General features: G+C 60.1%; 27 protein-coding genes. 12 read left to right on the top strand and 15 right to left on the bottom strand.

Annotation, left to right across the window (positions count from 1 at the left end):
* Positions 1–154: 154 nt before the first annotated feature.
* The 5 genes from yghU to OYW20_RS09510 all read left to right on the top strand — a co-directional run bounded on the left by yghU (position 155) and on the right by OYW20_RS09510 (position 5,016).
* A complete protein-coding gene (gene yghU, locus OYW20_RS09495; RefSeq protein WP_268800428.1) occupies positions 155–991 on the top strand; it encodes a glutathione-dependent disulfide-bond oxidoreductase in 837 nt (278 codons plus the stop codon).
* A gap of 84 nt (positions 992–1,075) precedes the next feature.
* Entirely contained in the window at positions 1,076–1,456 is a 381-nt protein-coding gene (locus tag OYW20_RS09500; RefSeq protein WP_268800429.1) for a RidA family protein, read from the top strand.
* A gap of 259 nt (positions 1,457–1,715) precedes the next feature.
* Complete coding sequence (locus OYW20_RS26175; protein WP_408005484.1) at positions 1,716–2,051, top strand: helix-turn-helix domain-containing protein; 336 nt, start codon at positions 1,716–1,718, stop codon at positions 2,049–2,051.
* Positions 2,052–2,257: 206 nt separating this feature from the next.
* A complete protein-coding gene (locus tag OYW20_RS09505; RefSeq protein ID WP_268800430.1) occupies positions 2,258–3,298 on the top strand; it encodes an ABC transporter substrate-binding protein in 1,041 nt (346 codons plus the stop codon).
* On the top strand, positions 3,295–5,016 hold the full coding sequence (locus OYW20_RS09510; RefSeq protein ID WP_268800431.1) for a diguanylate cyclase domain-containing protein: 1,722 nt from the start codon (positions 3,295–3,297) through the stop codon (positions 5,014–5,016). The genes OYW20_RS09505 and OYW20_RS09510 overlap by 4 nt, the downstream gene beginning before the upstream one ends.
* Positions 5,017–5,242: 226 nt before the next feature.
* Here the strand turns inward: OYW20_RS09510 and OYW20_RS09515 are convergent, their stop codons facing one another.
* From OYW20_RS09515 to OYW20_RS09525, 3 genes are all read right to left on the bottom strand, one after another.
* Positions 5,243–6,331, bottom strand: coding sequence for an alkene reductase (locus OYW20_RS09515; RefSeq protein ID WP_268800432.1), 1,089 nt, complete (start codon positions 6,329–6,331; stop codon positions 5,243–5,245).
* Positions 6,332–6,464: 133 nt separating this feature from the next.
* Positions 6,465–7,148, bottom strand: coding sequence for a type 1 glutamine amidotransferase domain-containing protein (locus OYW20_RS09520; RefSeq protein WP_268800433.1), 684 nt, complete (start codon positions 7,146–7,148; stop codon positions 6,465–6,467).
* Positions 7,149–7,178: 30 nt separating this feature from the next.
* The gene (locus OYW20_RS09525; protein WP_268800434.1) at positions 7,179–7,772 is read right to left on the bottom strand and encodes a TetR/AcrR family transcriptional regulator; all 594 of its coding nucleotides are present in this window, start codon (positions 7,770–7,772) and stop codon (positions 7,179–7,181) included.
* 233 nt (positions 7,773–8,005) lie between these two features.
* On the opposite strand from OYW20_RS09525, the gene OYW20_RS09530 reads away from it, so the two are divergent.
* Positions 8,006–8,974, top strand: a complete 969-nt coding sequence (locus tag OYW20_RS09530; protein WP_268800435.1) for a GlxA family transcriptional regulator — start codon at positions 8,006–8,008, stop codon at positions 8,972–8,974.
* A gap of 88 nt (positions 8,975–9,062) precedes the next feature.
* Here OYW20_RS09530 and OYW20_RS09535 read toward each other — a convergent pair whose 3' ends face one another.
* The 7 genes from OYW20_RS09535 to OYW20_RS09565 all read right to left on the bottom strand — a co-directional run bounded on the left by OYW20_RS09535 (position 9,063) and on the right by OYW20_RS09565 (position 15,701).
* Complete coding sequence (locus OYW20_RS09535) at positions 9,063–9,764, bottom strand: DUF3053 domain-containing protein (protein WP_268800436.1); 702 nt, start codon at positions 9,762–9,764, stop codon at positions 9,063–9,065.
* A 129-nt stretch (positions 9,765–9,893) separates the two neighbouring features.
* Positions 9,894–10,856: a GNAT family N-acetyltransferase gene (locus tag OYW20_RS09540; protein ID WP_268800437.1), complete on the bottom strand. Its 963-nt coding sequence runs from the start codon at positions 10,854–10,856 to the stop codon at positions 9,894–9,896.
* A gap of 73 nt (positions 10,857–10,929) precedes the next feature.
* Positions 10,930–12,966 carry an LTA synthase family protein gene (locus OYW20_RS09545; protein WP_268800438.1) on the bottom strand — a complete coding sequence of 679 codons (2,037 nt, stop codon included), beginning with the start codon at positions 12,964–12,966 and terminating at the stop codon, positions 10,930–10,932.
* Positions 12,967–12,999: 33 nt separating this feature from the next.
* Positions 13,000–13,617, bottom strand: coding sequence for a hypothetical protein (locus OYW20_RS09550; protein ID WP_268801090.1), 618 nt, complete (start codon positions 13,615–13,617; stop codon positions 13,000–13,002).
* A complete protein-coding gene (locus tag OYW20_RS09555) occupies positions 13,614–14,912 on the bottom strand; it encodes a sialidase family protein (protein WP_268800439.1) in 1,299 nt (432 codons plus the stop codon). The genes OYW20_RS09550 and OYW20_RS09555 overlap by 4 nt, the downstream gene beginning before the upstream one ends.
* 178 nt (positions 14,913–15,090) lie before the next feature.
* A complete protein-coding gene (locus OYW20_RS09560; protein ID WP_268800440.1) occupies positions 15,091–15,486 on the bottom strand; it encodes a YkvA family protein in 396 nt (131 codons plus the stop codon).
* Positions 15,487–15,494: 8 nt separating this feature from the next.
* On the bottom strand, positions 15,495–15,701 hold the full coding sequence (locus tag OYW20_RS09565) for a DUF6434 domain-containing protein (protein WP_268800441.1): 207 nt from the start codon (positions 15,699–15,701) through the stop codon (positions 15,495–15,497).
* Between the two features lie 134 nt (positions 15,702–15,835).
* Here OYW20_RS09565 and OYW20_RS09570 point away from each other — a divergent pair, with 134 nt between their 5' ends.
* Positions 15,836–16,126, top strand: coding sequence for a hypothetical protein (locus OYW20_RS09570; protein ID WP_268800442.1), 291 nt, complete (start codon positions 15,836–15,838; stop codon positions 16,124–16,126).
* Positions 16,127–16,315: 189 nt separating this feature from the next.
* Here the strand turns inward: OYW20_RS09570 and OYW20_RS09575 are convergent, their stop codons facing one another.
* A complete protein-coding gene (locus OYW20_RS09575) occupies positions 16,316–18,127 on the bottom strand; it encodes an ABC transporter ATP-binding protein (RefSeq protein ID WP_268800443.1) in 1,812 nt (603 codons plus the stop codon).
* 133 nt (positions 18,128–18,260) lie between these two features.
* Positions 18,261–18,701 carry a YqaA family protein gene (locus OYW20_RS09580; RefSeq protein ID WP_268801091.1) on the bottom strand — a complete coding sequence of 147 codons (441 nt, stop codon included), beginning with the start codon at positions 18,699–18,701 and terminating at the stop codon, positions 18,261–18,263.
* A gap of 184 nt (positions 18,702–18,885) precedes the next feature.
* Here OYW20_RS09580 and OYW20_RS09585 point away from each other — a divergent pair, with 184 nt between their 5' ends.
* On the top strand, positions 18,886–19,518 hold the full coding sequence (locus tag OYW20_RS09585) for a cell wall hydrolase (RefSeq protein WP_268800444.1): 633 nt from the start codon (positions 18,886–18,888) through the stop codon (positions 19,516–19,518).
* An 18-nt stretch (positions 19,519–19,536) separates the two neighbouring features.
* Here OYW20_RS09585 and yghX read toward each other — a convergent pair whose 3' ends face one another.
* Positions 19,537–20,424, bottom strand: coding sequence for a YghX family hydrolase (gene yghX, locus OYW20_RS09590; protein ID WP_268800445.1), 888 nt, complete (start codon positions 20,422–20,424; stop codon positions 19,537–19,539).
* Between the two features lie 148 nt (positions 20,425–20,572).
* The gene (locus tag OYW20_RS09595) at positions 20,573–21,442 is read right to left on the bottom strand and encodes a LysR family transcriptional regulator (protein ID WP_268800446.1); all 870 of its coding nucleotides are present in this window, start codon (positions 21,440–21,442) and stop codon (positions 20,573–20,575) included.
* A 182-nt stretch (positions 21,443–21,624) separates the two neighbouring features.
* Here OYW20_RS09595 and OYW20_RS09600 point away from each other — a divergent pair, with 182 nt between their 5' ends.
* The 4 genes from OYW20_RS09600 (at position 21,625) to OYW20_RS09615 (ending at position 24,495) form a co-directional block, all read left to right on the top strand.
* Entirely contained in the window at positions 21,625–22,722 is a 1,098-nt protein-coding gene (locus OYW20_RS09600) for an NADH:flavin oxidoreductase/NADH oxidase (RefSeq protein ID WP_268800447.1), read from the top strand.
* Between the two features lie 157 nt (positions 22,723–22,879).
* Positions 22,880–23,266, top strand: a complete 387-nt coding sequence (locus OYW20_RS09605; RefSeq protein WP_268800448.1) for a DUF2946 family protein — start codon at positions 22,880–22,882, stop codon at positions 23,264–23,266.
* 141 nt (positions 23,267–23,407) lie between these two features.
* Positions 23,408–24,016 (top strand): SCO family protein, encoded by a 609-nt coding sequence (locus OYW20_RS09610; protein WP_268800449.1) that lies wholly within the window; start codon positions 23,408–23,410, stop codon positions 24,014–24,016.
* Complete coding sequence (locus OYW20_RS09615) at positions 24,016–24,495, top strand: copper chaperone PCu(A)C (RefSeq protein WP_268800450.1); 480 nt, start codon at positions 24,016–24,018, stop codon at positions 24,493–24,495. Before OYW20_RS09610 ends, OYW20_RS09615 begins: the two co-directional genes overlap by 1 nt.
* 215 nt (positions 24,496–24,710) lie before the next feature.
* Here OYW20_RS09615 and OYW20_RS09620 read toward each other — a convergent pair whose 3' ends face one another.
* The gene (locus OYW20_RS09620; RefSeq protein ID WP_268800451.1) at positions 24,711–25,094 is read right to left on the bottom strand and encodes a response regulator; all 384 of its coding nucleotides are present in this window, start codon (positions 25,092–25,094) and stop codon (positions 24,711–24,713) included.
* Positions 25,095–25,154: the final 60 nt, after the last annotated feature.

The following is a 25,154-nucleotide window of genomic DNA, read 5'->3' on the forward strand; positions in this document are numbered from 1 at the left end:
CCTTGACTGCGCACGCCCTCTGGCAGGTACTGAACCGGACGCAAGAGTGGTCGGTCAGATGTTCTCTCCAGTATTGTTCGTGTCCATTGCCGTTCCTGTTCACTATTGGCCTGGCGGTTCCAGGACCGCCGCGACCCACGATGAGGTTCACCCCATGAGCAACGCACCTTACGTTCCTCCCAAGGTCTGGCATGACGCGCCGTCCGGTGGCCAGTTTGCCAGCATCAACCGGCCGATCGCCGGACCCACGCATGACAAGACCCTCGAAGTGGGCAAAAACCCGCTGCAGCTTTACTCGCTCGCCACGCCGAACGGCATCAAGGTGACGATCATGCTGGAGGAGTTGTTGGCACTCGGTCACACCGGAGCCGAATACGACGCCTGGCTGATTCGTATCGGCGAGGGCGACCAGTTCTCCAGCGGTTTTGTGGATATCAACCCCAATTCCAAAATACCCGCACTGCTTGATTGCAGCGTCGAACCGGCCATTCGGCTGTTCGAGTCTGGCTCGATCTTGTTGTACCTGGCCGAGAAGTTTGGCTGCTTGCTGCCTACCGATCCGGCAGGTCGCGCTGAAACGCTCAACTGGCTGTTCTGGCAGATGGGCGCGGCGCCTTATCTGGGCGGCGGTTTTGGGCACTTCTATGCGTACGCGCCCGAGAAGCTCGAGTACCCGATCAACCGGTTCACCATGGAGGCCAAGCGTCAGTTGGACGTCCTCGACCGGCGCCTGAGCGAGAACCGTTATCTGGCGGGCGATACGTACACTATCGCCGACATCGCGGTGTGGTCCTGGTATGGCCAGTTGGCGTTGGGCGATCTGTATTCAGCGGCGGAATTTCTAGCGGTCCATGAATACACCCACGTGCAACGCTGGACGCAGGAAATCGCCAGCCGGCCCGCAGTGATTCGCGGTCGGCGGGTCAATCCGACGTGGGGCGACGAAGCCACACAGGTGGCGGAGCGGCATTCGGCGGCGGATCTGGATTAACAGTCAGCGCACACGCTGCCGCTCGCGCAGCGTGAAATGCCGTTCAGGCGGATAGTCATTCAACTTACGTTTATCAGGATTTCCATGGCCAATCACGACCTCACATTTATCCCCGATCCCGATGCGGAATCGATCTCTTCGGATGTCGCCGGATTTGGTGGGCTTTTGGTGTCCACTCAAATTCCTACTCACGCAGATGGCACTCTTGAGTTGGGGGGGATTACCGAACAAAGCGAGTGCACGCTGCAAGCCCTAAAAGTTGCACTGGAGCGCGCTGGCAGCTCAATGGACCGGGTCCTGCATTTGACGATTTATCTTACCGATATGGCTGATCGCGCCGCGTTCAATGAGGTTTACCAGCGATTTTTTGCCAGGCCCTGGCCGGTCCGGGCGGCGGTAGGCGTCGCTGCGCTGGCAGTTGAGGGTATGCGTGTCGAGGTGACGGCGATGGCGGCCAAAGCTTGAGGCGCTGTCAGTAAGTTACGCGCTCATCGGCGCGGTTTTGCGCGTCGATGAGCAGTCTTGAGTGTCAGTGGTCCGTGGCGCTCTTGCTTATATGATTGCTTGGTATTACGTCATGTGATGGATCTAGAAGAAAACGGCGAATATCTTTAATCCAAATGGATGATTCTCTTTTCAAATCCATCTGCGCGAATATTGCGCGATAATAGCCATGTGCCTAAACTGGTGAATTAGTATTTAATTGTAATAGGCCACTGCAAGTATGGACACGTTTGGGAGCCGCTTAAGGGAGGAGCGTATTCGTAGCAAGCTGACTCAAACCGCCCTCGCCGAGATTGGTGGCGTGCAGCCAAATGCCCGAGGGCACTACGAAAACGGTCAGCGCATGCCGCGTGTTGACTACCTCTTGGCAACGGCAAGCGTTATCGATGTTAGCTACTTAGTTACCGGACGACGTATGTTAGATACATTCGCAGAGATGTCTCAGGATGAACACGACATACTTGTTGCGCTAAGGAAAATGCCGCAGGACGATAAGGAAGCTGTGAATCATTTATTCAAAACCTGGCTCAGGCATTGTTATGCAAGTCAGAACTAGCACTTCAATACAGATACATAACTTTAAACATAAAGCGTCATTCGACGCAGGCAGTTTTTTGCCTGCGTCGATTTGATGTGCGCGTTGACTAATGCTGCTGGCTTGCGTTGCGTTTCCGACCGAAGGGCCGCCGCGCTGCTGACGTTGCTGAACACAGGCACATTGCCATCTGTATAGTACTGCGACCGCATGTCCTGGCTATCCTCATGAACTACCTGCTCTCTGTGTGCTGGGTCATTTTTTCCCTTTTCTTCGGTACGCAGGCCAGCGCCGAAGATCAGGTTCTGCGTGTGCTGGCGTGGCCCGGTTATGCCGACAGCGACATCGTGGCTGCTTTCGAAAAGCGCCACAAGGTGAACGTGGAAATCACGCTGGTGGGCAGCGATGAAGTCCTTCGCAGCAAGTTGAGCGCCAATCAGGGCGCGGATTTCGACGTGATTGCCGCCAATACTGCTGAGATCCACAACTACGCACAGCAGGGCTTGTTGCAACCTGTGCATCCCGAACGCATTGCCAACACCGCCCGCCAGCTCCCGCGTTTTCGCGATTATTCAAAACTCCCCGACATCGTGATTGACGGCCAGATCTACGCAGTGCCTTACGCCTGGTCCGACATGGGCCTGATCTACGACCGCAAGCAATTCAGCCAGCCCCCGGATTCGATCACCAGCATGTGGGACCCGGCGTTCAAAGGTCGCGTGCTGGCGTTCAATACCGGCAACCATAATTACTCTCTCGCCAGCCTCGCACTTGGCGGCAACCCGTTTCAGATCGGTGCCGAGGAATTTCCAAGGGTCACCGACAAGCTGGTCGCCCTACGGCGTAACGTCCTGACTTTTTACTCGCTGCCTGAAGAGGCCGCCGAGTTGTTTCGCACGCATAGGGTGGCGCTGATATTTGCCAATTATGGCCGTCAGCAGCTCAAGCAGCTTCGCGATGCGGGTGTTGATGTCGGCTATGTGGTCCCGCAGGAGGGCGCGCTGGCGTGGCTCGATTGCTGGGCGATCAGTCGTAAGGCCCGTGACCCGGCGCTGGCGGCGCAGTGGATCAATTTCATGCTCGAACCCGAGGCCAGCCGCGCCCTCAGTGATCGTCAGGACTTGTCCAGTACGGTTGAAGAACCCAAAGACGCCAGCCCCTCCGGCCGTTTAATCTGGCTGCGTCCGGTTGAGGACGATCAGCGTCGCGCGGCGCTGTGGGAGCGCATCATGTCGGGCGAGCGTCCACCGTTGAGGGAACTGCCATGAGGTTCGGCATCGCGTTCAAACTCGGTTGCCTGATGGCCTTGTTCGGGATGCTGCCGACTGCGCTTGCGGGGTATTACATCTACAACAGCAGCCGGGAAATGCTGCTGCAAGGCGCGGAGCGCGACTTGTTGACCTCGGTGCAGGTGCTGGGGCGTGATTTGCGCAGCAGTCTGCGCAACATTTCGCGGGACGTAGCGGTGCTCGGTAATGGCCCGCATGTGCGTGAACTGGGCGACATCGCCGAGCAACACACCCGGACCGAGGTTCAGGACAACCTGGCGGACTCCTTTCGCGCGATGTTGCTGGCGCACCCGGACTACATGCAGATCCGGCTGATCAGCGCCACCGATCACGGTCTGGAACTGGTGCGGCAGGACCGTGACGGCCACGATATCGTCAGGGTCACCGGCAATGATCTTCAGGAGAAAGGGCATTACGCCTACGTGTTCGAGACGCTGAACCTGGCGCCCGGCGACGTACGCGTATCCCCCATCGTTATCAACCACGAACAGGGCGCGCACTCAGGGCTCGGCAAGCCGACGCTGCACGTTTCGACACCGGTTGCCGATGCCGCAGGCAACGTATTCGCGTTGTTGGTGATCAACGTTGACCTCGACCAGCTGTTTAGCCAACTGCAAAGTGATTTGCCCAGCGAGTATCAGGTGTACCTGAGCAATCGGTGGGGTGATTTGCTGGTGCACCCCGACGATCGACGCACGTTCGGATTTGATCAGGGCCGCCGGCTGTTTTTGCAGGACGAGTTTCCTGATGTGGCGCAACTGCTGGATGACCCCGGCCCGAGCAGTGTGATCACCCGCAGCGTCGAGCAGGACCAGCAGGAGCGACTGGTTGCGGCGTTTGTGCGGCTGTCTCAAAACGGGGCGTCGCAGCCTTTTGTCGTGCTGGGCCTTGGCCAACAGCAAAGTCACGTACTGGCGCAGGCCTCCCGTGCGGGCACCGATATCTTTCGGATCGCCCTGTTTTTCAGCGTGTTGGCGCTGCTTGCGGCGTTCGTTGCGTCACGCGCGCTGATCCGTCCTTTGCGCAGCATGACCGATGCGGTAGAGCTGTTTTCCCGCGAGCGCAAGATCACCGAACTCCCGCCAAGGCGCGATGAACTGGGCGTCTTGTCCAGGCGTTTTCATGCCATGAAGCAGGAGATTCTCGACCAGCTCGATGACCTCACCAGCAGCCGCGCCGCGTTCGAACACCTGGCCCGACATGATCCGTTGACTGAACTGCCCAATCGGCGAATGTGCTTTGAACGACTGGAGCATGCGCTGACCGTGGCACGGTTGAATTCAGAACAGATGGCGTTACTGTTTGTCGACCTCGATCATTTCAAGGAGATGAATGATCAATACGGCCATCACTTCGGTGACCGGGTCTTGCAGGCGGTGGCCAAGTTGCTGATCTCGGCAAGCGACAACGCTGATTGTGTGTCGCGGCTGGGCGGGGATGAGTTCGTGATGTTTTTCAGCAACGTGAAAGATCCCCGGAAAATCGTCTTGCTGCTTGAGAAACTCCACCAGTGTTTCCAGCTGCCGTTGTTCATTGATGGGCGGAAAGTGCAGATCCACGCCAGCATGGGTGTGAGCCTGTTCCCTCAGGACGGCAGCGACATAGAGACGCTGATTCAACATGCCGACAACGCAATGTACAAAGCCAAGAGTGCTGGCCGTAATCGGTACTCCTTCGACATGCCGGGGCGGGGCTGAGTCGCCGCGTCAGCCTCGCTCGGGCGCGTAATGCGCTCAGGTTAGCAACGCGAGGCCGCGATGGGCTGCGCAGCGGCCCTGAACCCGGACACTTCAGCTGTACCTGATGCACCGCATTCACTGAATTTACTGCCGCTGCGCAGCAGATCGTCAGCAAGCTGGACTCCTACGCCCTCCGGGCAGAATCAAAACCCTGGCCTCAACGGAAACCGGGGGCGTTCTGGTTTCAAGCCGGTTCAGCGACCTGCGCCAGGGTGGGGTAGTCGGTGTAGCCCACCTCGACGCCAGCGTAGAAATACTCTCGACGGGCCTCGTTCCACGCAGCGCCAACCCGCAGACGTTCCGGCAGGTCCGGATTAGCGATAAAGGGTACGCCGAACGCAATGGCGTCTGCTTTCCCGGCGCCCAGCCAGGCCTGAGCCGAATCCTGGGTGAACGCTTCGTTGGCGATGTGATGGCCGCCAAAGGTGTCCTTGAGCATCGGTCCAATGCTGTCGGGGCCTTCTTTTTCACGGGTGCTGATGAACGCAATCTTGCGCTTCCCGAGTTCGCGGGCGACGTGCTTGAACGTTTCCACCGGGTTGTCATCGCCCATGCTGTGGTCGATGTAACTGCCGACGCCGCCGTCGCCACGAGGGGCAAGGTGAACCCCGACCCGGCCTGCGCCCCACACGCTGATTGCCGCATCGGTCACTTCCAGCAGCAAGCGCGCGCGATTGGCATGTGATCCGCCATAAGCGTCGGTGCGCGTGTTGCTCGAACTTTGCAGAAACTGGTCCGGCAGATAACCGTTGGCACCGTGGACCAGCACGCCGTCAAAACCTGCACGTTTGGCGTTTTCAGCCCCTTGGCGGTAGGCCTCGATAATCCCTGGAATCTCCTCGATCGCAAGTGCCCGTGGCGTTGGGAACGGCACTTTGGGCCGCAGATGGCTCACATGGCCTTTGGGCTGAATGGCGCTGGGTGCTACAGGCAGCGCGCCGTCGAGGAATACCGGATGAGAGATGCGCCCGACGTGCCACAACTGCAGCACGATCTTCCCGCCTGCCCGGTGCACGGCGTCAGTCACCAGCGACCAGCCTGCGACCTGCGCTTCAGACCAGATGCCCGGTGTGTCTGCGTAGCCCACGCCCATTGGCGTGACCGACGTTGCCTCGCTCAGGATCAGCCCGGCGCCGGCGCGTTGGGTGTAATACTCGGCCATCAGCGCATTGGGCACGCGGTCGATGGCGCGGCTGCGGGTTAAAGGTGCCATCACCACCCGGTTGGCGAGTGCGATATCACCGAAAGTGACGGGGTCAAAAAGAGTGCTCATTACCTGTGTTCCCGAACGCGGCGCAAACGCTCCCCGGCCTCTGAAAACAAAGGGCATCAACAGCAAGGGGAGGGCGCGTAGAAAGTATCCGGGCGTCTGAATCAGACGCCCGGATGGGTTATTGCAGAGGTGTTCAGCGGTTACCGAGCTTGTCCAGCAGCGCTTGGGCGCCAGCCTCGGACGACGCCGGGTTCTGGCCGGTGATCAACAGCCCATCCTCGACCACGTAGGACTGCCAGTCGGCGCCCTTGGAGTATTGGCCGCCGTTGTGTTTGAGCATGTCCTCAACCAGAAACGGCACCACGTCGGTCAGGCCGACCGCGTCTTCTTCGGTGTTGGTAAAGCCGGTGACGGATTTGCCCGACACCAACGGCTTGCCATCGGCTGACTTGACGTGGCGCAGAACGCCCGGCGCATGGCATACCGCGGCAACCGGCTTGCCGGCGGACAGGGTGCTTTCGATCAGCGCGATGGAGTCTGCGTCTTCAGCCAGGTCCCACAGCGGGCCATGGCCGCCTGGGTAAAACACTGCGTCGTAATCGCCGCGTGCCGCATCCTTCAACAGCAGGGTGCTGGCCAGTTGTGCTTTGGCGCTGCTGTCGGCATCGAAGCGGCGGGTGGCGTCGGTTTGCGCATCTGCCTCACTGCTTTTCGGGTCCAGCGGAGGCTGACCGCCCTTGGGCGAAGCCAGAACGATCTCCACGCCTGCGTCCTTGAACACGTAATACGGCGCGGCAAATTCTTCCAGCCAAAAACCGGTTTTCTTGCCGGTGTTGCCCAGTGCGTCGTGGGATGTCAGAACCATCAGAATCTTCATGGGTGTTACCTCTGGTTTGATCAAAAAATGTCAGGAGTGATTAAGCACGTGCCGTGTGGCCGAAATCGCCTCATCGAACGGTGCGGTGGTGCGCGTTATCTTTGTCATCACGCTGGCACCCAGCCAAAGCTGATACAGCCTGAGCGCGACGTGTGACGGTGGGTCGGTCAGGCGGAACGAACCGTCGTCCAGACCCCGTGAAAGTGCGGCGCCAATGCGCTGGATCACCTTGGCCGTGCCCTGATCCAGCGCCAGCCTCATGGGCTCGGACAGATCAGCCAGCTCAGCGCCCAGCTTCACAACCAGGCACTTGCCGAAATCGTGGTGCAGGGACTGGTTTTCCAGCCAGCGCTGCCAGTACTTCTCGAGCTTTTCGCGTTCTGTCTGCGCAGGGGCCTCAAAGATCTGATCCATCTCAGCGAGATAGTTCTGAAAATAGGACTCCAGCAGTGCCTGACCAAACGCGTCCTTGGAACTGAAGTAGTGGTAAAACGAGCCCTTGGGGACTTTGGCCAGCAGCAGTACCTCATTAAGCCCTACGGCCGCGAACCCTTTGCGGCCGATGACCTGTGCTGCGGCATCAAGGATTCGTTGTCTGGCGTCAGTGGGTAAAGTCGTGTTCATCGTCACCGCTCTGTCAGTAGACCAGTCGTCTAGTGGGTGAGCCCATCGTAGGGAGTGAGGCAAAACCCGACAATGTCGTATCCGCAAGGATTTCGGACACGGGACCAAAGTTGCGTGCGCCGCTCTGCCTGGCGAGATAGCATCGCACCGAGCCGCCATGCGGCCCGCAGCCGAATCAGTTGCCCAAGGGGTGCTCATTATTTCTGGCCTGCGCACCTGCTGAAGAGAGCGTGATGCATTCCGTTGCTTTGATTGTTTATCCCAACTTCCAGTCGCTCAGCCTGTCCGTGGGCTCGGTGTTCGAGTGCGCGAACATGATGCGCGACGAGCCGGCCTACACCTTTCATCTGGTGTCGGAGTCGGGCGGGCCGGTGATGTCGTCGCAGGGCTTTTCGGTGCTGACCACGCCGCTTAGCGCCGAGGGGTACGACACCGTGATCATCAGCGGCCACATGGAGTTCGAGCTTCCGGCCCTGAGCCTGCTGGAGTTCGTGCGCGCCGCGTCTGCGCACTCGCGCCGCATCGTGTCGTTGTGCACCGGAAGCTTTGTGCTGGCGGAGGCCGGTCTGCTCGACGGCAAACGCGCAACCACTCACTGGATCTATGCGCCGGCGTTCAAAAAACGCTACCCCGATATTCAGCTTGAGGAAGACCGGCTGTTCGTTGTGGACGGTGACGTGTGGACCGGCGCAGGCATGAGTGCCGGGCTGGACCTGGCGCTGGCGATGGTCGAAAACGATCTGGGCAGCGACATAGCGCGGCGGATTGCCCGCAAGCTGGTGATTTATCAGCGGCGGGGCAGCGAACAATCGCAGTTGTCGGCGCTGCTGGAACTTGACCCCAAATCTGACCGGGTCCAGCTGGCACTGGTTTACGCGCGGGAAAATCTGAACAGCGATTTGTCGGTGGAGGCGTTAGCGGCAGTGGCGCGCTTGAGCCCGCGACAGTTCAGCCGGGTGTTCCGTGAAGAAACCGGGCAGACGCCAGCCAAGGCGGTCGAGTGTCTTCGGGTCGAGGCCGCCAGGGTGATGATGGAAACCAGCCGTCACCCCATAGAGGTGATTGCCCGTGAGTCAGGATTTGGTGATCGCGAGCGGATGCGGCAAGCGTTTCTGCGCACCTTCGGCCAGCATCCGCAAGCCATGCAACGGGCACTAGCCACGGCTGAGCGGGGTGAGCTGATGCCCGGCACACCCCGGTAGGCGCGCTGCCAGCGCTGGGTGAGTGATCACTCAGCGCCGTGATCAACGTTGCAGGCGTTACTCGTTAGAGGTTGCGGCTGCAACCAGATCAGTTGCCGAACATCAGGGTTTTCAGGCGGACCTGAGCCTGTTGGACGGTCTTGGCCTGGGTGTTCAACTCTTCCAGAAGGGTGTTCAGTTCCGCCTGCACCTTCGGGTCTTGAACCTTGACCAACGCGCCGTTTATCTCGATCTGCGCCTTGTGCGCATTCACGTAGTCGGCCACTTTCAGGCTGGTGTCCAGTGTGCCGTTAATCTGCGGCAGCACCTCCAGAAGCGTGTTGGCAGGCACGGTTACGGTGCGGTCGTAGGCTTTGTCGTAGACCGCTTTCAAGTCTTCCGGTTGCTTGAGCTGGGCGTGAGCGCTGTCGGCTTTAGCCTGTTGCTGCTTGAGTTGGGTGTTCATGTCGGTGAGGCCGGCCTGCACCGTTTTGATGTCGTCCCGGCGTGAAACCAGATCGCCCAGCGAGCGCACGGCGCCTTTCTGAACGAGTGTGGCCAACGGTTTGACGGCGGTGTCCATCCCGCTGTTGAAGTCGGTGATTACCGCGTAATGCGTGGAGTATTCACCAAATGCTTTCGACTCATCCGGCGTCAGTTTGGGCACGTGTACGCCCGGTTTGTCGACGATGCGGGTTTGCAGAAACTGCGTGAAGGCCGCGCGTTGTTCGGGTTCTTTGTCGCCACAGGCGATGAGTAAGAAGGGCAGGGCAAGGACGAGTAGCCACTGAGGGCGAAGCGAGACATTCATGTCTTTGGATCTCCTGAAGCAAAGGGACAGGCCCGTAATAGACGGGTCTGCGAGTAGGCGCGGCAAGCTTAGCGTTTCTCTTGCAGGGGTTCAAAGTCATTGGTCGAACACAAAGGCACGTTGATCAGCTCAGCGCCAGTCATCAAGGATCCAGGCTTGGGCGTGATCGTAACCAGCGCCGCCTCGGTGCATCGAGATGCCCAGAATGTCAGTCCGAAACCCTTCATCGATCAGCCAGCGGTACGCTCCGTCGCGCGCGGTATTGACCCCGACGGTGAGGGTCTCCTGACTGGCCTGCACCGCCGCCGCGTTGCAGGCGGCGATCAGCGTGGCAAACACCGAAGGCGCCCGCGGACCAGAGGCCACTGCTGCGAACTTGACGTAAAAGACGCCGGCGCCCGCCTCGCTGTGCGGACCGAAATGGCAGATCGCGAAGGCGTGAGGTTGAGCCGCCTCGTCGACCAGTATCAATGTGGTGCCGAGCTTTTGTTCTCGCACGGCGTCCATCTCGCCGGTCACGTCCAGCCCAGGCGCGATGGCGTGGGTGATGGCGGCGCATGCGTTTTTCAGGGCCTGTGCATCGCTGCCTGGCGCGCCGTATTTCAGCACGCCGGTCGGGCCGCTTTCAGCGCTGACCGGGTGTTGCAAAATGGCGATGAGCGACCTCGGCCAGAAGCCAAAACGCTGGTATAGCCCGATGTGTTTAGCGCTGTCGGGAAAGGTCATCAGCCCGGCATGGCTAACGCCCCAGGCATCCAGCTGCTCGATGCAACCGGTCATCAGGCTTTTGGCGATGGCGCGGTCCCAGAATTGCGGGTGCACGGCCACTGGCCCGACAACCGCATGACTGCCCCAGCGCGACACGCACAGCACGCCGACCATTCGGCCGTCGATCTCGGCCTTGAGCCAGTTGCTGTGCGGCGCGTTCCAGCGGTTGTGCACGTAATCGCGGTCATTCCAGAACTCTCCGGGCTCCGCTGCTTCGATGAACGTCGCGAACGCCAGCCTGACCAGTTCGCAGGCCTGGGCCAGTTCGGCGCGGGTGAGCGGCAGGACATTCACCGTTTCAGGGTGCTGGGACGTAGCGGGCATGGGGCATTCTCGGCAGCGGGATTGTCTGTTCGATAAGCCGGGCGCTGCGTTGGTTCAACCCGGCTTTCGTCCCTTATTTGCGCACGTTCTGGTAAAGCATCAGCCGCGATGTTTCGTGCATGCCGCGGGTCAGCTCGACCAGTCGCCTGAACTCCGCCGGGTTCTGCCCGGCCACATCATCCAGTGGCGTTTGCGAGGCCAGGTCATGCAGCGTCGGCGAGCTGCCGTCGTGCTGCATCTGCACCATGTAATGCTGCGTGACACCGGCGATCAGCGGGAACGTGCCTTCACGCAGCACCAGCGGCACCACGCGCTCGCCTTCCGGCGCTGGCTGCTGAATGTCCCGCCCCATGCCGCTGTTGCGAAACTCAAGGCCCGCCATGCCGGCAACGGTGGGCAGCAAGTCAACCAGACCTACTGCCTCGTTGACAGTGCGCGCGCCGAGCAAGGCGGGCGCATGGATGATCATCGGCACCGCGTTGCTCTCCAGGCCGAGCTGCTCGTAAGCGGGCGCCAGATACGGGATCTGGGCGATCCGGGTGTTGTGATCGCCAAACAGCACGAAAATGGTGTTTTCGTAGTAACCGCCTTTCTTGGCGATTTCCATCAGGCGTCCAATGTTGAAGTCCAGCAGGCGCACGGCGTTGTATTGCTCGACGCTGCGTGATCCTGCGGCTTGTACTTCGGCCAGCGTCGGGTTCTTCACCTCAAAGCCGTCATTGGTTTTGGGAATGGTGAAGGGCCGATGGTTGCCTGCGGTCTGCACGTAGGCAAAGAACGGCTTGTCCTTGGGCAGTGCTTGCAGGATCTGGTCGGTTTCCTTGAACAGGTCCAGATCAGAGATCCCCCAGACATCCACCACCGGGGATTTCCAGTCGCGCTCTTCGAACAGGCGCACGCCGTCGATGCTTTGCCGGATCAGGGCGTTCATGTTGGCCCAGCCGGAGTTGCCGCCGATGGTGTAGATCTTTTCGTAGCCGTTGAACGCATTGATCAGCGTGTGCTGGCGCGTGATCAACGGGTTGCGCGTCGCCGTTTCCTGACGGGTAACGTCCGGCACGCCCGAAATACTCGCCCACACGGTTTTCGCCGTTCCGGTGACCGGCACGTAAAAATGCTCGAAAAACCAGCTCTGGCTGGCGAGGCGGTCAATGTTGGGCGTTGGATTGATCGGGTTGCCGTAGGCGCCCACCGCGCTGGTACCGAGGGACTCCAGCATCACGAACATCACATTCGGTGGCCTGGCGCTGGCAACCTTGTAAGGCTGCGGCGCCTGATGGCGCACAAAGTCGAGCGTTTGCGGGTCGGGCTTGTCGACGCCCAGGTACTTGGACATCACCGCGTAGTGTTCACGCACTTGAGCTTCGTCGTAGCGCGACTGGCCGACCTTGATGGTGTCATAGAGGAAAATCACCGGGTTCAGGCCCAGCGCTGCAATCTGGTTATTGCCGGAAAAAAACGCATCGCTCCAGCGCAACGGGACCGGGTTTTCGAGGTTCATGTTTTCGACACGGCCCAAAATACCCAGCAGCACCAGCACGACCATCACCGTACCGCCCCACGTGGCTGACAGTGGATGAATCACGATGCGACGGCGGTCGAGCGTCAGGCGCTCCAGCTTCACCAGCGCCAGTGTCACCAGCGCGACCGTGAGCAGCCAACCGAGAGAAATCCAGATCACGGGGTAGGTTTGCCAGACCATGTCGCGGGAAATTTGCGCGTCGTCGAGATAGCGCAGAATGGTGGCGTTGATTCGCACGCCGAGGTACGCGTAGTGGCCGAAGTCGATGATGTAGATCAGCAATACAACGCTCAGCGCGACAAACAGGTAGATGCGCGCCACACCGCGCAACAGGCGGCTGCCCAGCAGGTTCCAGCGCGGTATCCAGGCCAGCACGGCAACGGGCAACATCAGCAGGATCGCCAGCCTGAGGTCGAACCGAAAGCCGATGCCCAGCGTTTCCAGCAGCGCGTTATCGTCGCTCAGGGCCTTGGCGTCGAAACCGGAAAAGCCGAAAAAGAACACCACCCGCAGCACCGCCAACAGAAACCAGATAATGGCTGTTGCGGCCAGCCAGTAATGCAGACGTCTTGCGTGCAGCCAACCCATTGCGGTTCCCCCGGTGAAAAGTCTCGTTGATTCTCAAACTGATTGACGTGCATCGCTGGCGCTGCGCAATAGCAACCTGCTCCGGCGATAGGCCCATCTCACGACGATCACCAGCAAGGCCGTGCAGCAGAACAGCCCCAGCAGCGGATCAATCAGGTAATCCCAGTAATTGTGCGAGGGTTTGATGCCTGCCACGAACGCCAGCGTTGCGCTGGCCAGCATCACCACCGCCAGACCGTTGCGCAGGTAAAACAGGCCCAGCGTGAGCAGTGCGATGATCACCAGCATCGCCCGCGGGCTGTAGCCGAGGCGATACGGGTCCAGATAACTCAAGCCCAGCGTTGCCGGGTACAGCAGCAGCGCCATCGCCGCGAACACCACCAGCACGCTGATTTGCGCGTGACGGGCGGGCGCAGGCAGCCCCAATTTGCGCAGGCAACCCCAGAGCATCAACACCAGCGAAGTGATGGCGAGGTCATCAATGTAGCTGCGCAGGTACGCCGCCAGCGACAAGCCGTCGACAGGTATGAAACTGGCCGCCAGCAACGCGAACAACAGCCCGACGCGCAGCCCACGGTTGAGCCCCAGCGGCGGCAGCATCAGGAAGATGAGCAGCGCGAAACTGACATGGGCCTGCCACAGGCTGATCAATTGCGACGCTCGGACAGCCACGCATCGTTGAACGTGACGTGCTTGATGAAAGTGTTGTTCCAGGAATAAACCAAGTGATACATCCCGTCCGGGCTGCGGATGAAGTAGGGGTACTCGTATTTGAATTCACAGCCGCGGCTGGTGCAGACGCGGGTGTCGAGGTTGCTCAGGAACTGCGTCTCCAGCGGCAGTCGAAGTGCGCCACTGGACCCGCGAAACTCGTTGCCGATGATTTCTTTGTAAGCGTCGGGCGAGAACGGATTGCCGTTCGGGTCGGGGGACTTGTCCAGGTCACGCAACGCCTGCCAGTCGTCCATTTTGGCGTCGGTGCCGTAGAGGCTCAGCTTGAAGCGGCCATCGCGCAGGTCATTGAGCGCCACCAGCAGGCCATTGTCTGGCGTGGCGACAGCGGCCAGCGATGAGTTGGGGTTGGACGGGTCGAGCGGATAAGGTTCACTCCAGGTTTGCCCGGCGTCTTCGGTGCGGGTCGCCAGCACCCGGTGGTGAGTGTTTCCGGCATAACGCAGCAGCGCGATGCCCCGCTGGCCGTCCAGCGGCACCACGGTCGGCTGCAGCGAATTGTTGCCCCGGCTGATGCGGAATTTATCGATCACGTCGCCGTTCGCGCTCAGGTAGAGATACTCGGCGAACTTGCCCAGAAATTCGTGGTAGACCGGCAATCCGATCGAACCGTCGGCATGAAACACCGGCGCCGAGCGCACCAGCGTGCTGATGTTGAGAAAAGGTGAGGTGATCAATTGGCGCGGTTCAGACCAGTTGCGGCCAAAATCTTCGGAGACCATCACATTGACCGCGCTGCCCGCCCAGCCGCCCATGGACACCGAGACATAGAACAGCCACAGGCGATTGTCCGGTGCCAGTGCGACGACCGGATTGCCGAGTTTGCGAATGTATTTTTGCGTGCCGCGCTGGGTCGAGTCGCGGGTTGCCAGCACCTGCTCTGCGCCCCATTCGCCGGTGCCTGCATCGAAGCGGGCGGCGCGCACCTGCACATCGGCAGCGCCTTCACGGGTGCCGGCAAACCATACCGTCATCAGGCTGCCATCGGGCAGGGCGGTCACGGCAGAGGAATGCACGAAATCCACCAGCCCGGAGGAGGCAAAACGGCTGGTGTAGATGGGTTTGGGAGATTGACCGGTCGCCTTTGCCGCCGAGCCCATCAGCGCGAACGAAGAATGGGTGTTGCCGGGGTGGGTAAACCACGCGACCGCGAACAGGCAGATGATGGCGAGGTAGGCGCTCAGGGCCGTACGGCTGGGTAGAGTGATGCGCATGACAGTGACTAAGCATCTCGTGACCCGATCAAGCGGCGTAAGCTAACACCACAGGTTACAAACTCATGTTTTAGCCACCGACAGATGTGTAAGCAATTGTTTGGCGTAGACGGGGCAGGGGTTAGAGATCATTTAACCGCCAGCTCCCGGACCAACGGTCTGCGGTGTCAACTCTAACTCACCTCCGCCACACCGCCTCTGCTACCGCCCAGGCCAGTGCCAGCCAGATCAGCACAAACAGCGCGGCCATTATCCATCGTCCCTTCAGGCTCAGGCGTTGCCCCGCCATCGTTTCAGCCTGGGGACGGCAACGCGCCAGCAGCGGCGCCGGAATAGAACGCATGGCCAGCGCGATGCCCAGCGGCAGCAGGATCACGTCATCCAGATAACCGAGCAGCGGAATGAAGTCTGGTATCAGGTCAATGGGGCTCAGGGCATATGCCACCGTGACCAGCGCAACAGTTTTGGGCAGCCAAGGTATGTCCGGCTGACGGCAGCACACCCACAGCAGGATCAGGTTGGCTTTGAGGCGTCGGGCCCAGGCCTTGAGTGTTTTCAGGGTGTTGGCAAACATGGCGTGTCCTAAAGGTTTCGACGCTTCCATTCCTGCACCACGTCGCCCATGTTTTTGGCTGTGGTGTTTTTGATCCACGCCATGAAATCTCGATCAAACCGAAACGTCGGCCCACACTGTTCAAGCATGAAACGCCGTACGTTTTGCGTGTTTTTGTAGCGCTGATCCACAGGGGTTTCAGGGCTGATGGAGTCGCTGTGCCAGTTGAACGTCATGGTGGCTCCTGCCGACATGGGGATGGCTGGGATCGTGCGAGGGTGAAAACCGATGGCTATAATCGCGAAATTCGAGAAAGAGGCCAATGGTCTCTCGAAGACGTTTCAGTATTCATTCGACAAGGAATTCGAATATGTTCCGAATCAAGGAGTCGGCACCAACATTTGATGGGCTGCCACGCGGCCTGCCAGAAGAAATCCACGCCACATGGCGCGGCGCGCTGGCCGCACTGCGCGCCGCGACAGACCCGCTGCGCGTTGCCGAGGGTTATCATTTTTGCTGCGGTTTTCTTCAGGCACTGGCAGACGCCCGTGTCATAGAACCGATCTGGTACACCTCGTTGCGTTCACAACTGTTGGAAGTCTGGGTGGAGGCTGTCAATCGCCTGAATCAGGACGCACACGATATCTACCCACTTCGCTAGCCCCCTTCGATCCCAAATCGCAGGCAGAAAAAAGCCCGCTGGGGCGGCGGGCTTAAAGAGAATCAAAAGGAGTAAAAGGACTTTGCGCCCCATGGCGTGAATATTTTGTGAAACGGCTATTGAAAATGATTCGCCTTTGCTCCGTCCGATGAACGGCTATTTCATCACCCGATTCGTCGCCTCGGCAGGTTAGCGGTAACCCCGCGCCTGAAGGTCGAACAGCTGCGCATAGCGACCCGCCTGGTCCATCAGGCTGGCGTGATCACCACGTTCCAGAATGCGTCCCTGATCCAGCACGACGATGTGTTCGGCGTTGCGCACGCTGGAGAAACGGTGCGAGATCAGCAGGCTCATGCGCCCCTGCGCGTACTCGCGAAAGTGCTCGAACACCGCAGCTTCGGCGCCCGCGTCCAGCGCGGCGGTGGGCTCGTCGAGGATCAGGATGTCGGCCTCGCGCCGCATGTACGCCCGCGACAGGGCAATTTTTTGCCATTGGCCTCCAGACAGCTCCTGCCCGCCGGCAAACCATTTGCCGAGCTGCGTTTTGTAGCCGTTGTCCAGACGCTCGATGAAACCGGATGCCATCCCTTGCGCCGCAGCTTCTCGCCAGCGCGTTTCATCGTCGAAAGCTTGCACATCACCGACACCAAGGTTTTCACCGACCTTCATCTGGTAGCGCAGGTAATCCTGAAAAATCACCCCGATGCGCCGGTGCAGCGTGTTCTGGTCCCAGTCCTGGAGGTCGCTGCCATCCAGCAGGATGCGGCCCTCGCTGGGGACGTACAGCCGCGTGAGCAGCTTGATCAGAGTGGTTTTGCCCGAGCCGTTTTCGCCGACCAGCGCCAGGCTCTGGCCCGGCTTGAGGTGCAGGTCGATGGCGCGCAATACCGGGTTCGAAGCGCCGGGGTAGGTAAAGCCGACACCTTCGAAACGCAGCCCGTCGCCAGGTTGTTCGCCGCGCGTGAGATGGCCGGTTTCGGCTTTGACCGGCTGGCCCAGGTATTCATACAGATGGGTCAGGTACAGTCCGTCTTCATACAGGCCGCCAATGGCGCTGAGGCTGGAGCTGATTGCCGCCTGGCCCTGCTTGAACAGCACCAGGTACATGGTCATCTGACCCAGAGTGGTGTTGCCGTTGACCGTGTCGAGCACGACCCAGGCATACGCCAGGTAAAACCCAAGGGTGCCCAGCAACCCGAGCGCAAAGCCCCAGCCGTCACGACGCAGCGTCAATCGACGGTCTTCGGCATACAGCCGCGTGAAGGTTTCGCGATAGCGGTTGAGCAACAGCGGTGCGAAGCCAAACAGCCGAACCTCCTTGATATGCGCTTCTTGCGAAAGCAGGGCTTCGATGTAGTTCTGCTGGCGCGTTTCCGGCGCGCGGCGGGTGAAAAGCCGGAAGGCGTCACCGGAAAAATGCGTTTCGGAAAAGAACACCGGTAACGCGCCGACTACCAGAATCGCCAGCGCCCACGGCGAGAAGTGCACCAGCAGTACGGCAAAGCTCACCAGCGAGATGAGGTTCTGCACCAGCCCCAGCGACTTGATCACCAGCCCCAGCGGCCGCGTTGAGGCGTCGCGCCGCACGCGCACCAGCTTGTCGTAGAAGTCCGAGTCCTCAAATTGCAGCAACGACAAAGTCTGAGCCTTCTCCAGGATCAGCAGATTGACCTTCTGCCCCAGTTGCACCCGCAGCAGCGATTGCTGGACTGACAATGCCCGTTGCGCCGCCGCCAGCATCGCCAGCACGCCTGCTTCGGCGACCACGAAACGCAGCACCGGCCACAGGGGCGCCACACCTTGCGCTGCGTGTACCTGCATGCCTTCCAGTACGGCATCGACAATACGTTGGCCAAGCCAGGCTGCCAGTGCGGGCAGCAGCCCTGCGACCAGTGTCGCGACGATCAGGCCGATAAACAGCCCTCTGGACGTACTCCAGACCAGACCGAGCGCACGGCGGGTCTGGTCAAGAAACGCCCGCAGGCGGGTGAAAGACTTCATGTGTCAACAGGCTCCGGGGACGATCATGCGCAGCCTTAGTGGGCCTGGCAAAAAACGGAAGCGGCGGTATTGGCGCGTTCCGGTGAAACATTGGGACACATCATCGCCGGTTTCGATCCTGCACGTCAGCCTGTCAAGTCGCCCAGCCCAGCGTAATGGCCGTCAGCACCAGATAACGAAAGCCTTTGGCAAGCGTGACGATCAGCAGGAATCGCCAGAAAGGTTCGCGCATCACGCCTGCGACCAGGGTGATCGGGTCGCCGATGACGGGCACCCAACTGAGCAGGAGCGCCCAGCGGCCGAAGCGTTGATAGTGTCGTTGGGCCTTATCCAGATGGCGTTCGCTGACCGGAAACCAGCGTCTGTGCCGAAAGCGCTCTATTGAGCGCCCCAGATACCAGTTGAACACGCTGCCCAGGACATTCCCCGCCGTGGCCGTCAGCAACAGCAGCGCAGTGGCGTAGCGCTCCGAAAGCAGCATGCCGACCAGCACGGCCTCCGATTGCAGCGGCAGCAGCGTGGCGGCGCCGAACGCCACGGCAAAAAGTCCCAGATAGCTGGTCAGTTCGAACACAGTGATCTCTCGCAAGCGGAAGTCGAGCGTGTGCCAGACCTGCGGCGCTGGCATGGACGAGCAAGGCGCGCATCTTATCCCGGGCGTGACCTGCATGTTCAAGGTGGCGTTGTGGTGAGTCTCCAATTGCCGACACCACCACTCAGGCTGCATCATTCGGGCGGGTTTTTATTCAGGGTCGATCATGCGCGCCATACACGCTCCAATTTGCCTCGCTTTCTGTTTCGCCATTGCGTTACTCAGCCCTCCAGCCGTCGCCGCTGACCAGCAGCAAGTGTCTGAAATTGCTGTCGACAAGGCGCACGTGCTGGAACAAAAAGCGGCGGTCAACGACACGCAGACGCCGCCCGCAAAATCCCAGAAGCTCACCAAAACCGAAGTGCAGGCTGTCGATCCAGTGGGCGAAGCGCCGGTGGATGATGCGCTGACGTGCCTGGCACGCACCATTTACTGGGAAGCAAAGGGCGGCAAGCCTGCGGACATGGAGGCTGTGGCCAATGTGGTGCTTAACCGGTTGGGGCATGACGGATTTCCCGACACGGTCTGTGCGGTCGTCAAGGAAGGATCAGAGAAAAAGCGCTGCCAGTTTTCATGGTGGTGCGACGGTCGTCCGGACGATGTGCAGGAGGAACGCCGCTACGACGTTGCCAAGGAGATCGCGCGCAAGGCGCTCAACCAGCAATTGGCTGATCACACCCGGGGCGCGATGTATTTCCATGATCGCAACGTCTCGCCTGTGTGGGGCAGGCAATACCTGAAGACCGCTGAGACCGGCGAGTTTCTGTTCTACAAACCCCGTAACGGGGACGCTAAGTAGGCCCCGTTACCTAGCGGCTCAGACCAGATAACGTTTAAACCAGTCCAGTGTCCGCTCCCAGGCAAGCGTTGCAGCGGCTTCGTCATAACGCGGCGTCGAGTCGTTGTGAAAACCGTGGTTGGCGCCGGGGTAGATATAGGCCTCGTAGGTTTTGCCCGCAGCCTTAAGCGCCTGCTCGTAAGCGGGCCAGCCCTCGTTGATGCTTTTGTCCAGCTCGCCGTAATGCAGCAACAGCGGCGCCTTGATCCGTGCGACGTCTTCGGCTTTTGGCTGGCGTCCGTAAAACGGTACCGCTGCGGCAAGCTCCGGGTACGCCACGGCCGCTGCGTTGGAAACACCGCCGCCGTAGCAGAAGCCGGTGATACCGACTTTTCCGGTGCTGGCGTCGTGGTTCATCAGCCATTCGATGCCGGCAAAGAAGTCGTTCATCAGTTTGGTCGGGTCGACTGTCTGTTGCAGCTCGCGGCCTTTGTCATCGTTGCCGGGATAACCGCCCACCGAGGTCAGGCCGTCAGGGGCAAGCGCGATGTAGCCGGCCTTGCCCAGTCGTCGTGCCACGTCTTCGATGTAGGGATTGAGCCCCCGGTTTTCGTGCACCACGACCACCCCCGGCAACTTGCCGCTGGCTTTGGCCGGTTGTACGCGGTACGCCCGCACGGTGCCGTTGCCTTTGGGCGAGGGGTAGGTGATGTACTCGGCGATGATGTCCGGGTCGGTGAAGGAGACTTGTTCGGCCAGCGCGTAATTGGGGCTCAGCGACGTGAGCATCGCGGAGGCCGTGAGGCCGCACAAGGTGAACGCGGCCGCACGGTCGAGAAATTCTCGCCGGTTGATCCGGCCATGGGCGTAATAGTCATACAGTTCGAGCAGTTCGGGAGCGAAGTCTTTGGCGGTGAGGCGGGTCATCGTTACGTCCTTTCTGTCCGTTGGGGCGGTGCCGCTGTCAGCGCTGCGATGTGCGCGCCTTTGGACATTAGGCAGGATCGGGCCACTGCGCAATTTGTGTCGCGCAAAATATCAGGGCTCCACTGCTCAGTCTTGTCGGGACGTCCCCTCACGGCATCCGCGCGCGCAGTTGCGCCACCACCCGCTCGGCGCGGCTGGACAACGGCCATTCGGCGCGATGGATCAGCCACAACGTGTCGATCACTGGTGCGCCGCATTCGATCACCTGGATTTCATCCTGCCGCGCGAACGCCTGACGTGCATAACGCGGCAGCACCGTGAAACCGAGCCCGCGTGCCACCGGCTCGACGATCAGGCCGACCTGGTTGCTGAACCCGTGGACGGCAATGGTGCGAATGCCCGGAGCTCCCGGAAAACGCCGGCTCAACAAACGGTTTGCCATCGCCTTGCCGTCCGGATGATCGATGAAGCCAAGCCGTTCGAGGTCCGCCCATTCATGAATCGGCGGGCCGGCCGGGATCACCAGTTCCAGCGGCTCTTCGGCAAACAGGCTGGCGTGCAGGCGTGGATCATCGGGTTTGAGGCTCACCAGCCCCAGCTCGTAGTGATTGTTCAGCACCGCTTCGAGCACTTCATTGCAAGGCGCGAACCGATGGCGCACCACGAGGCCGGGGTTGGCCTGCTGCACGTCGAGCAGCAGCGGATACAGCATCAGCCCGATGCTGCCGGGGCTGATCAGACTGATCACTCCGCGTTCGTCGTCAGTTTCATCAATGCGCGATTGCAAGCGCTGCGAAGCACGGCTGACCTCACCGCAATAGTCCAGCAACGCAATGCCGGCCGGAGTCATTTCCAGTTGTCGGGGTCTGCGTATCAGCAGTGGCCCGAGCTGGTCTTCGAGGTGCCTGATGTGCTGACTTACGGCCGCCTGAGTCAGGCCAAGGCGTTCGGCGGTCCGGGTGAAATGGCGCAGATCGGCCAAGGTTTCAAACGTGCGCAGCCACATGGGATTTAACATAAGGAATTCTTATCGCCTTGATAATGATGGCGTGGTTTTAATTATAGTGGCGCGCGGGTAGGCTTCGCCGCAACCTGGATTTAGGGTCGCGAGCCATCGTTTCGAGAGAAGGGCGGTTTGCTTCAGTCTGCCGCAGTGCTGGCCAAGTCTTCTAAATCCATTCCCCTGTTTGAGGATTTCCAATGTCCGCGTTGTTTTCACCGTTCAGCCTGAAAGACGTCACCCTGCGCAATCGTATCGCTGTGCCGCCTATGTGCCAGTACAGCGCAATCGATGGCGTGACCAATGATTGGCACCACGCCCACTACACCAGCATTGCCCGAGGTGGCGCCGGACTGGTGATCGTCGAAGCGACGGCGGTTTCTCCTGAAGGCCGTATCACGCCAGGCTGCACAGGCCTCTGGAACGACCATCAGGCTGAAGGCATGGCGATGATCGCTGCCTCGATCAAGGCCAGCGGTGCAGTCCCCGGCATCCAGATCGCGCACGCCGGGCGCAAGGCCAGCGCCAACCGTCCGTGGGAAGGCGATGACCATATTCCTGAGTCTGATCCGCGCAGCTGGCAAACCCTGGCGCCGTCAGCCATCGCCTTTGGCGCGAACCTGCCGCAGCTGCCCAAAGCGATGGAGCTTGCTGACATCGAGCGGGTCAAGGGTGACTTCGTGGCGGCCGCTCGCCGCGCCCGTGACGCTGGCTTCGAATGGCTCGAACTGCACTTTGCTCACGGTTATCTGGCGCAGAGTTTTTTCTCGGCGCACTCCAACCAGCGCGACGACCAGTACGGCGGCGATTTTGCCGGACGCAGCCGTTTTCTCGTGGAAACGCTGGCGGCGGTGCGTGAGGTCTGGCCGGAGAATCTGCCGCTGACCGCGCGTTTCGGGGTGATCGAGTATGACGGTCGTGATGAAGAGACGCTGGTCGAGTCCATCGAGATCACCAAGGCGTTCCGTCAGGGTGGGCTGGACATGCTCAATGTGAGCGTCGGTTTCACGATCCCGGAAACCAACATCCCGTGGGGCGGTGCCTTCCTGGCTCCGATTGCCCAGCGAGTGCGAGAAGAAGCGCAATTGCCGGTCGCATCCTCTTGGGGTATCGACGCGCCGGCCGAAGCCGAACGCGTGATCGCCGAAGGGCAGATGGACCTGGTGATGGTCGGCCGCGCGCACCTGGCCAACCCGCACTGGCCGATGCACGCCGCACAACAATTGCATATCGACAAACCCACCTGGGTACTGCCAGCGCCTTACGCGCATTGGCTTGAGCGCTATCGCACCAACTGATCCGATTGCCCCTGACTGCGCCTGGGTTCTGTAGGCGCGAATTCATTCGCGCAGTGCCGGTGCAGCCTACGGTAATCAGTCCCTGTGCCATTTAGTCGCAGGGTTTCGGTCGCATGCGGCGTGTTCCTCGCGCCCTGCGATGTTAAATTCTTCGCCCATGAAATTCGTTCGAACTCACCAATCGCTCATTGCCTGGATGCTGTACGGCTTCATCCTGTTCAATGGGCTTGCGTGCAGCGTCAGCCATGGACAAATGCTCGGTGCGTTTTCCAGGGCGGTGCCGTCGGACATCTGCGGGCCGCACGCAGCCCCGCAGGCTCACGCTGATAGGGGCGATATGTCGGCGATGGGCGAACACGCGCTGCTCATGAAGTTGTCCATGGACAACTGCGCATTTGCCGGCACGCTGGCGCTGTCGATGGTCTTTTTCATTGCCCTCGGCTGGCTGATCCGCTTGTTGCAGCCACGACTGCACACGGTCTACAGCCTGCGCAAGCGAACGCCGCGTCATCTCTTCCCCGGCCTGCTGCCTCAGGCGCCCTGAACCTCACGCGATGACTCACCCTGTGCGCTCGTAAATGCCTGCGCCGATGCGTCTTGTGGCGTGAAGGCGCAGCGTGCTGCGAGACAAATGAGTGAATAAAACCGCGACGACAGCCTTTGTCTGCGCGAGAGGAAGTTAAAAATGACTGAATTATTGACCCGTCGCCAAGTGCTTGCCGGCATGAGCGTGGTGAGCCTGGGCTTGCTGGCGGGTTGCGATGGCTCTACCAGTGCGCTGTCGTTCAAATACGGCAAAGACCTGAGCAACCAGATCCTTGGCCGCACGTTCAAGCTCAAAGACGTCAACGGTGATGTGAAACTGCTGTCGAGCTACCGAGGCCTGATGCCAATGGTGTTCTTCGGTTTCACCCAGTGCCCGGCGGTGTGCCCGACCACTTTGGCCAGGGCTGCCCAAGCCAAAAAACTGATGGGCCCGGACGGCGCCACGTTGCAGGTCATCTTCATTACGCTGGACCCGGAGCGCGACAAGCCAGCGATGATCGATGCCTACGTCAAACAGTTCGATCCAAGCTTCGTGGCGCTGTCCGGAACCCTTGAAGAAACCGCCGCTACTGCGAAAGAATTCGGCGTGTTCTACGAAAAAATTCCCATCGGCGACACTTACACCATGTCTCACACGGCGACCAGTTTCGTCTTCGATTCCCGAGGCAATCTGCGCCTTGGCCTGTCGCCGTCCCTTTCTGCAAAACAGTGCGCAGAAGACCTGCTCACCGTCATGGAGGTCTGCTGATGAGCACTTCATTGTTCAAGTTGCTGGTTCAGCCGTGTGCGCTGGTTGCGCTGCTGGGTGTGAGTGTTCAGAGCTGGGCGCAAACGACTGTCGAGGAACCCTGGGTGCGTGCGACCGTGGCGCAACAGGCGTCCACCGGCGCGTTCATGCGGATCACCTCAAGTACTGACAGCAAGCTGGTGGCGGTGAAATCCCCGGTCGCCGCGACGGTGCAGATTCACCAGTCGAGCATGCTCAACGACGTCATGAGCATGAAGGAAGTCCCCGACCTGGCGCTGCCAGCGGGTGAGGCCGTGCAGATCCAGCCAGAGGGCTATCACATCATGTTGATCAACCTGAAAGGGCAGATCAATGCGGGCGATCAGGTGCCGCTGACGTTGATCGTCGAGAACGCCAAAGGTGAGCAAGAGTCGATTCAGGTCAACGCAACTGCACGGGCGCTGAACGCTCCTGATCATGGCGGCATGCACATGCATTGACGGCAGGGGGGCGGGAGCATCAGCCAGGGTTTTCAAGCTAGCGCTCCCGGCTCAGCTCCCAGATTTCCTTGGCCATGACGCCGCTTTTGTTCATCTCGCGCGGGATCGTCCAAGCCCACGGCGAGACGCTGCAGCCCGAGAGCGAGCTCAGCAACGGCAGCGTTTTTATTTTTCGGCTGCCAATTTTGAGGACCTGACTGGTGAAGGCCTGAGCGTTAGGCCGGATTGTCAGTAGCCGGGCTGGTCGCCAGCCGACGCTTGACGGCATCTACCACTTCATCGATGTCGAACGGTTTTTCAAACACGTTGAAAAACAGATCCGGCCTCGCTTTGCCCAGATGAGCCTGCGCGCCGCTCATAAGGATCATCGGCGTCATTTCCATGCCTGGACGCCGGCGCACCGCTTCAGCGAGTTCGATTCCGTTCATGCCAGGCATCATGTAGTCGGTGATGATCAGCTCTGGCGATTCCCGGTTGAGAATATCCAGCGCTTTCTGGCCGCTACCCGCCTTGACCGTCAGATAACCTTCGTCTTCCAGCGCGTAGCTCAAAATGTCTGCGATCAGGTACTCGTCGTCGATTATCAGAACGGTCGTCATTTTGCCCTCATTCGGCTCATTGCCGCATGGTCAGGCAAACATGACGCCGAGCACTGCGAT

The sequence above is a fragment of the Pseudomonas sp. BSw22131 genome, from assembly GCF_026810445.1.
In the GTDB taxonomy this organism is placed as follows: domain Bacteria; phylum Pseudomonadota; class Gammaproteobacteria; order Pseudomonadales; family Pseudomonadaceae; genus Aquipseudomonas; species Aquipseudomonas huanghezhanensis.

Excerpts from the sequence above, each read along its gene's own strand:
- OYW20_RS09520 (WP_268800433.1), bottom strand. The coding sequence starts at position 7,148 with ATGAAGATTCTGATGGTTCTGACATCCCACGACGCACTGGGCAACACC.
- OYW20_RS09575 (WP_268800443.1), bottom strand. The coding sequence starts at position 18,127 with ATGAAGTCTTTCACCCGCCTGCGGGCGTTTCTTGACCAGACCCGCCGT.
- OYW20_RS09560 (WP_268800440.1), bottom strand. The coding sequence starts at position 15,486 with ATGTTTGCCAACACCCTGAAAACACTCAAGGCCTGGGCCCGACGCCTC.
- OYW20_RS09610 (WP_268800449.1), top strand. The coding sequence starts at position 23,408 with ATGACTGAATTATTGACCCGTCGCCAAGTGCTTGCCGGCATGAGCGTG.
- OYW20_RS09585 (WP_268800444.1), top strand. The coding sequence starts at position 18,886 with ATGCGCGCCATACACGCTCCAATTTGCCTCGCTTTCTGTTTCGCCATT.
- OYW20_RS09565 (WP_268800441.1), bottom strand. The coding sequence starts at position 15,701 with ATGACGTTCAACTGGCACAGCGACTCCATCAGCCCTGAAACCCCTGTG.
- OYW20_RS09525 (WP_268800434.1), bottom strand. The coding sequence starts at position 7,772 with ATGAACACGACTTTACCCACTGACGCCAGACAACGAATCCTTGATGCC.
- OYW20_RS09500 (WP_268800429.1), top strand. The coding sequence starts at position 1,076 with ATGGCCAATCACGACCTCACATTTATCCCCGATCCCGATGCGGAATCG.
- yghU (WP_268800428.1), top strand. The coding sequence starts at position 155 with ATGAGCAACGCACCTTACGTTCCTCCCAAGGTCTGGCATGACGCGCCG.
- OYW20_RS09600 (WP_268800447.1), top strand. The coding sequence starts at position 21,625 with ATGTCCGCGTTGTTTTCACCGTTCAGCCTGAAAGACGTCACCCTGCGC.
- OYW20_RS09555 (WP_268800439.1), bottom strand. The coding sequence starts at position 14,912 with ATGCGCATCACTCTACCCAGCCGTACGGCCCTGAGCGCCTACCTCGCC.
- OYW20_RS09545 (WP_268800438.1), bottom strand. The coding sequence starts at position 12,966 with ATGGGTTGGCTGCACGCAAGACGTCTGCATTACTGGCTGGCCGCAACA.
- OYW20_RS09510 (WP_268800431.1), top strand. The coding sequence starts at position 3,295 with ATGAGGTTCGGCATCGCGTTCAAACTCGGTTGCCTGATGGCCTTGTTC.
- OYW20_RS09595 (WP_268800446.1), bottom strand. The coding sequence starts at position 21,442 with ATGTTAAATCCCATGTGGCTGCGCACGTTTGAAACCTTGGCCGATCTG.
- OYW20_RS09615 (WP_268800450.1), top strand. The coding sequence starts at position 24,016 with ATGAGCACTTCATTGTTCAAGTTGCTGGTTCAGCCGTGTGCGCTGGTT.
- OYW20_RS09515 (WP_268800432.1), bottom strand. The coding sequence starts at position 6,331 with ATGAGCACTCTTTTTGACCCCGTCACTTTCGGTGATATCGCACTCGCC.
- OYW20_RS09540 (WP_268800437.1), bottom strand. The coding sequence starts at position 10,856 with ATGCCCGCTACGTCCCAGCACCCTGAAACGGTGAATGTCCTGCCGCTC.
- OYW20_RS26175 (WP_408005484.1), top strand. The coding sequence starts at position 1,716 with ATGGACACGTTTGGGAGCCGCTTAAGGGAGGAGCGTATTCGTAGCAAG.
- OYW20_RS09530 (WP_268800435.1), top strand. The coding sequence starts at position 8,006 with ATGCATTCCGTTGCTTTGATTGTTTATCCCAACTTCCAGTCGCTCAGC.
- OYW20_RS09605 (WP_268800448.1), top strand. The coding sequence starts at position 22,880 with ATGAAATTCGTTCGAACTCACCAATCGCTCATTGCCTGGATGCTGTAC.
- yghX (WP_268800445.1), bottom strand. The coding sequence starts at position 20,424 with ATGACCCGCCTCACCGCCAAAGACTTCGCTCCCGAACTGCTCGAACTG.
- OYW20_RS09570 (WP_268800442.1), top strand. The coding sequence starts at position 15,836 with ATGTTCCGAATCAAGGAGTCGGCACCAACATTTGATGGGCTGCCACGC.
- OYW20_RS09535 (WP_268800436.1), bottom strand. The coding sequence starts at position 9,764 with ATGAATGTCTCGCTTCGCCCTCAGTGGCTACTCGTCCTTGCCCTGCCC.
- OYW20_RS09505 (WP_268800430.1), top strand. The coding sequence starts at position 2,258 with ATGAACTACCTGCTCTCTGTGTGCTGGGTCATTTTTTCCCTTTTCTTC.
- OYW20_RS09620 (WP_268800451.1), bottom strand. The coding sequence starts at position 25,094 with ATGACGACCGTTCTGATAATCGACGACGAGTACCTGATCGCAGACATT.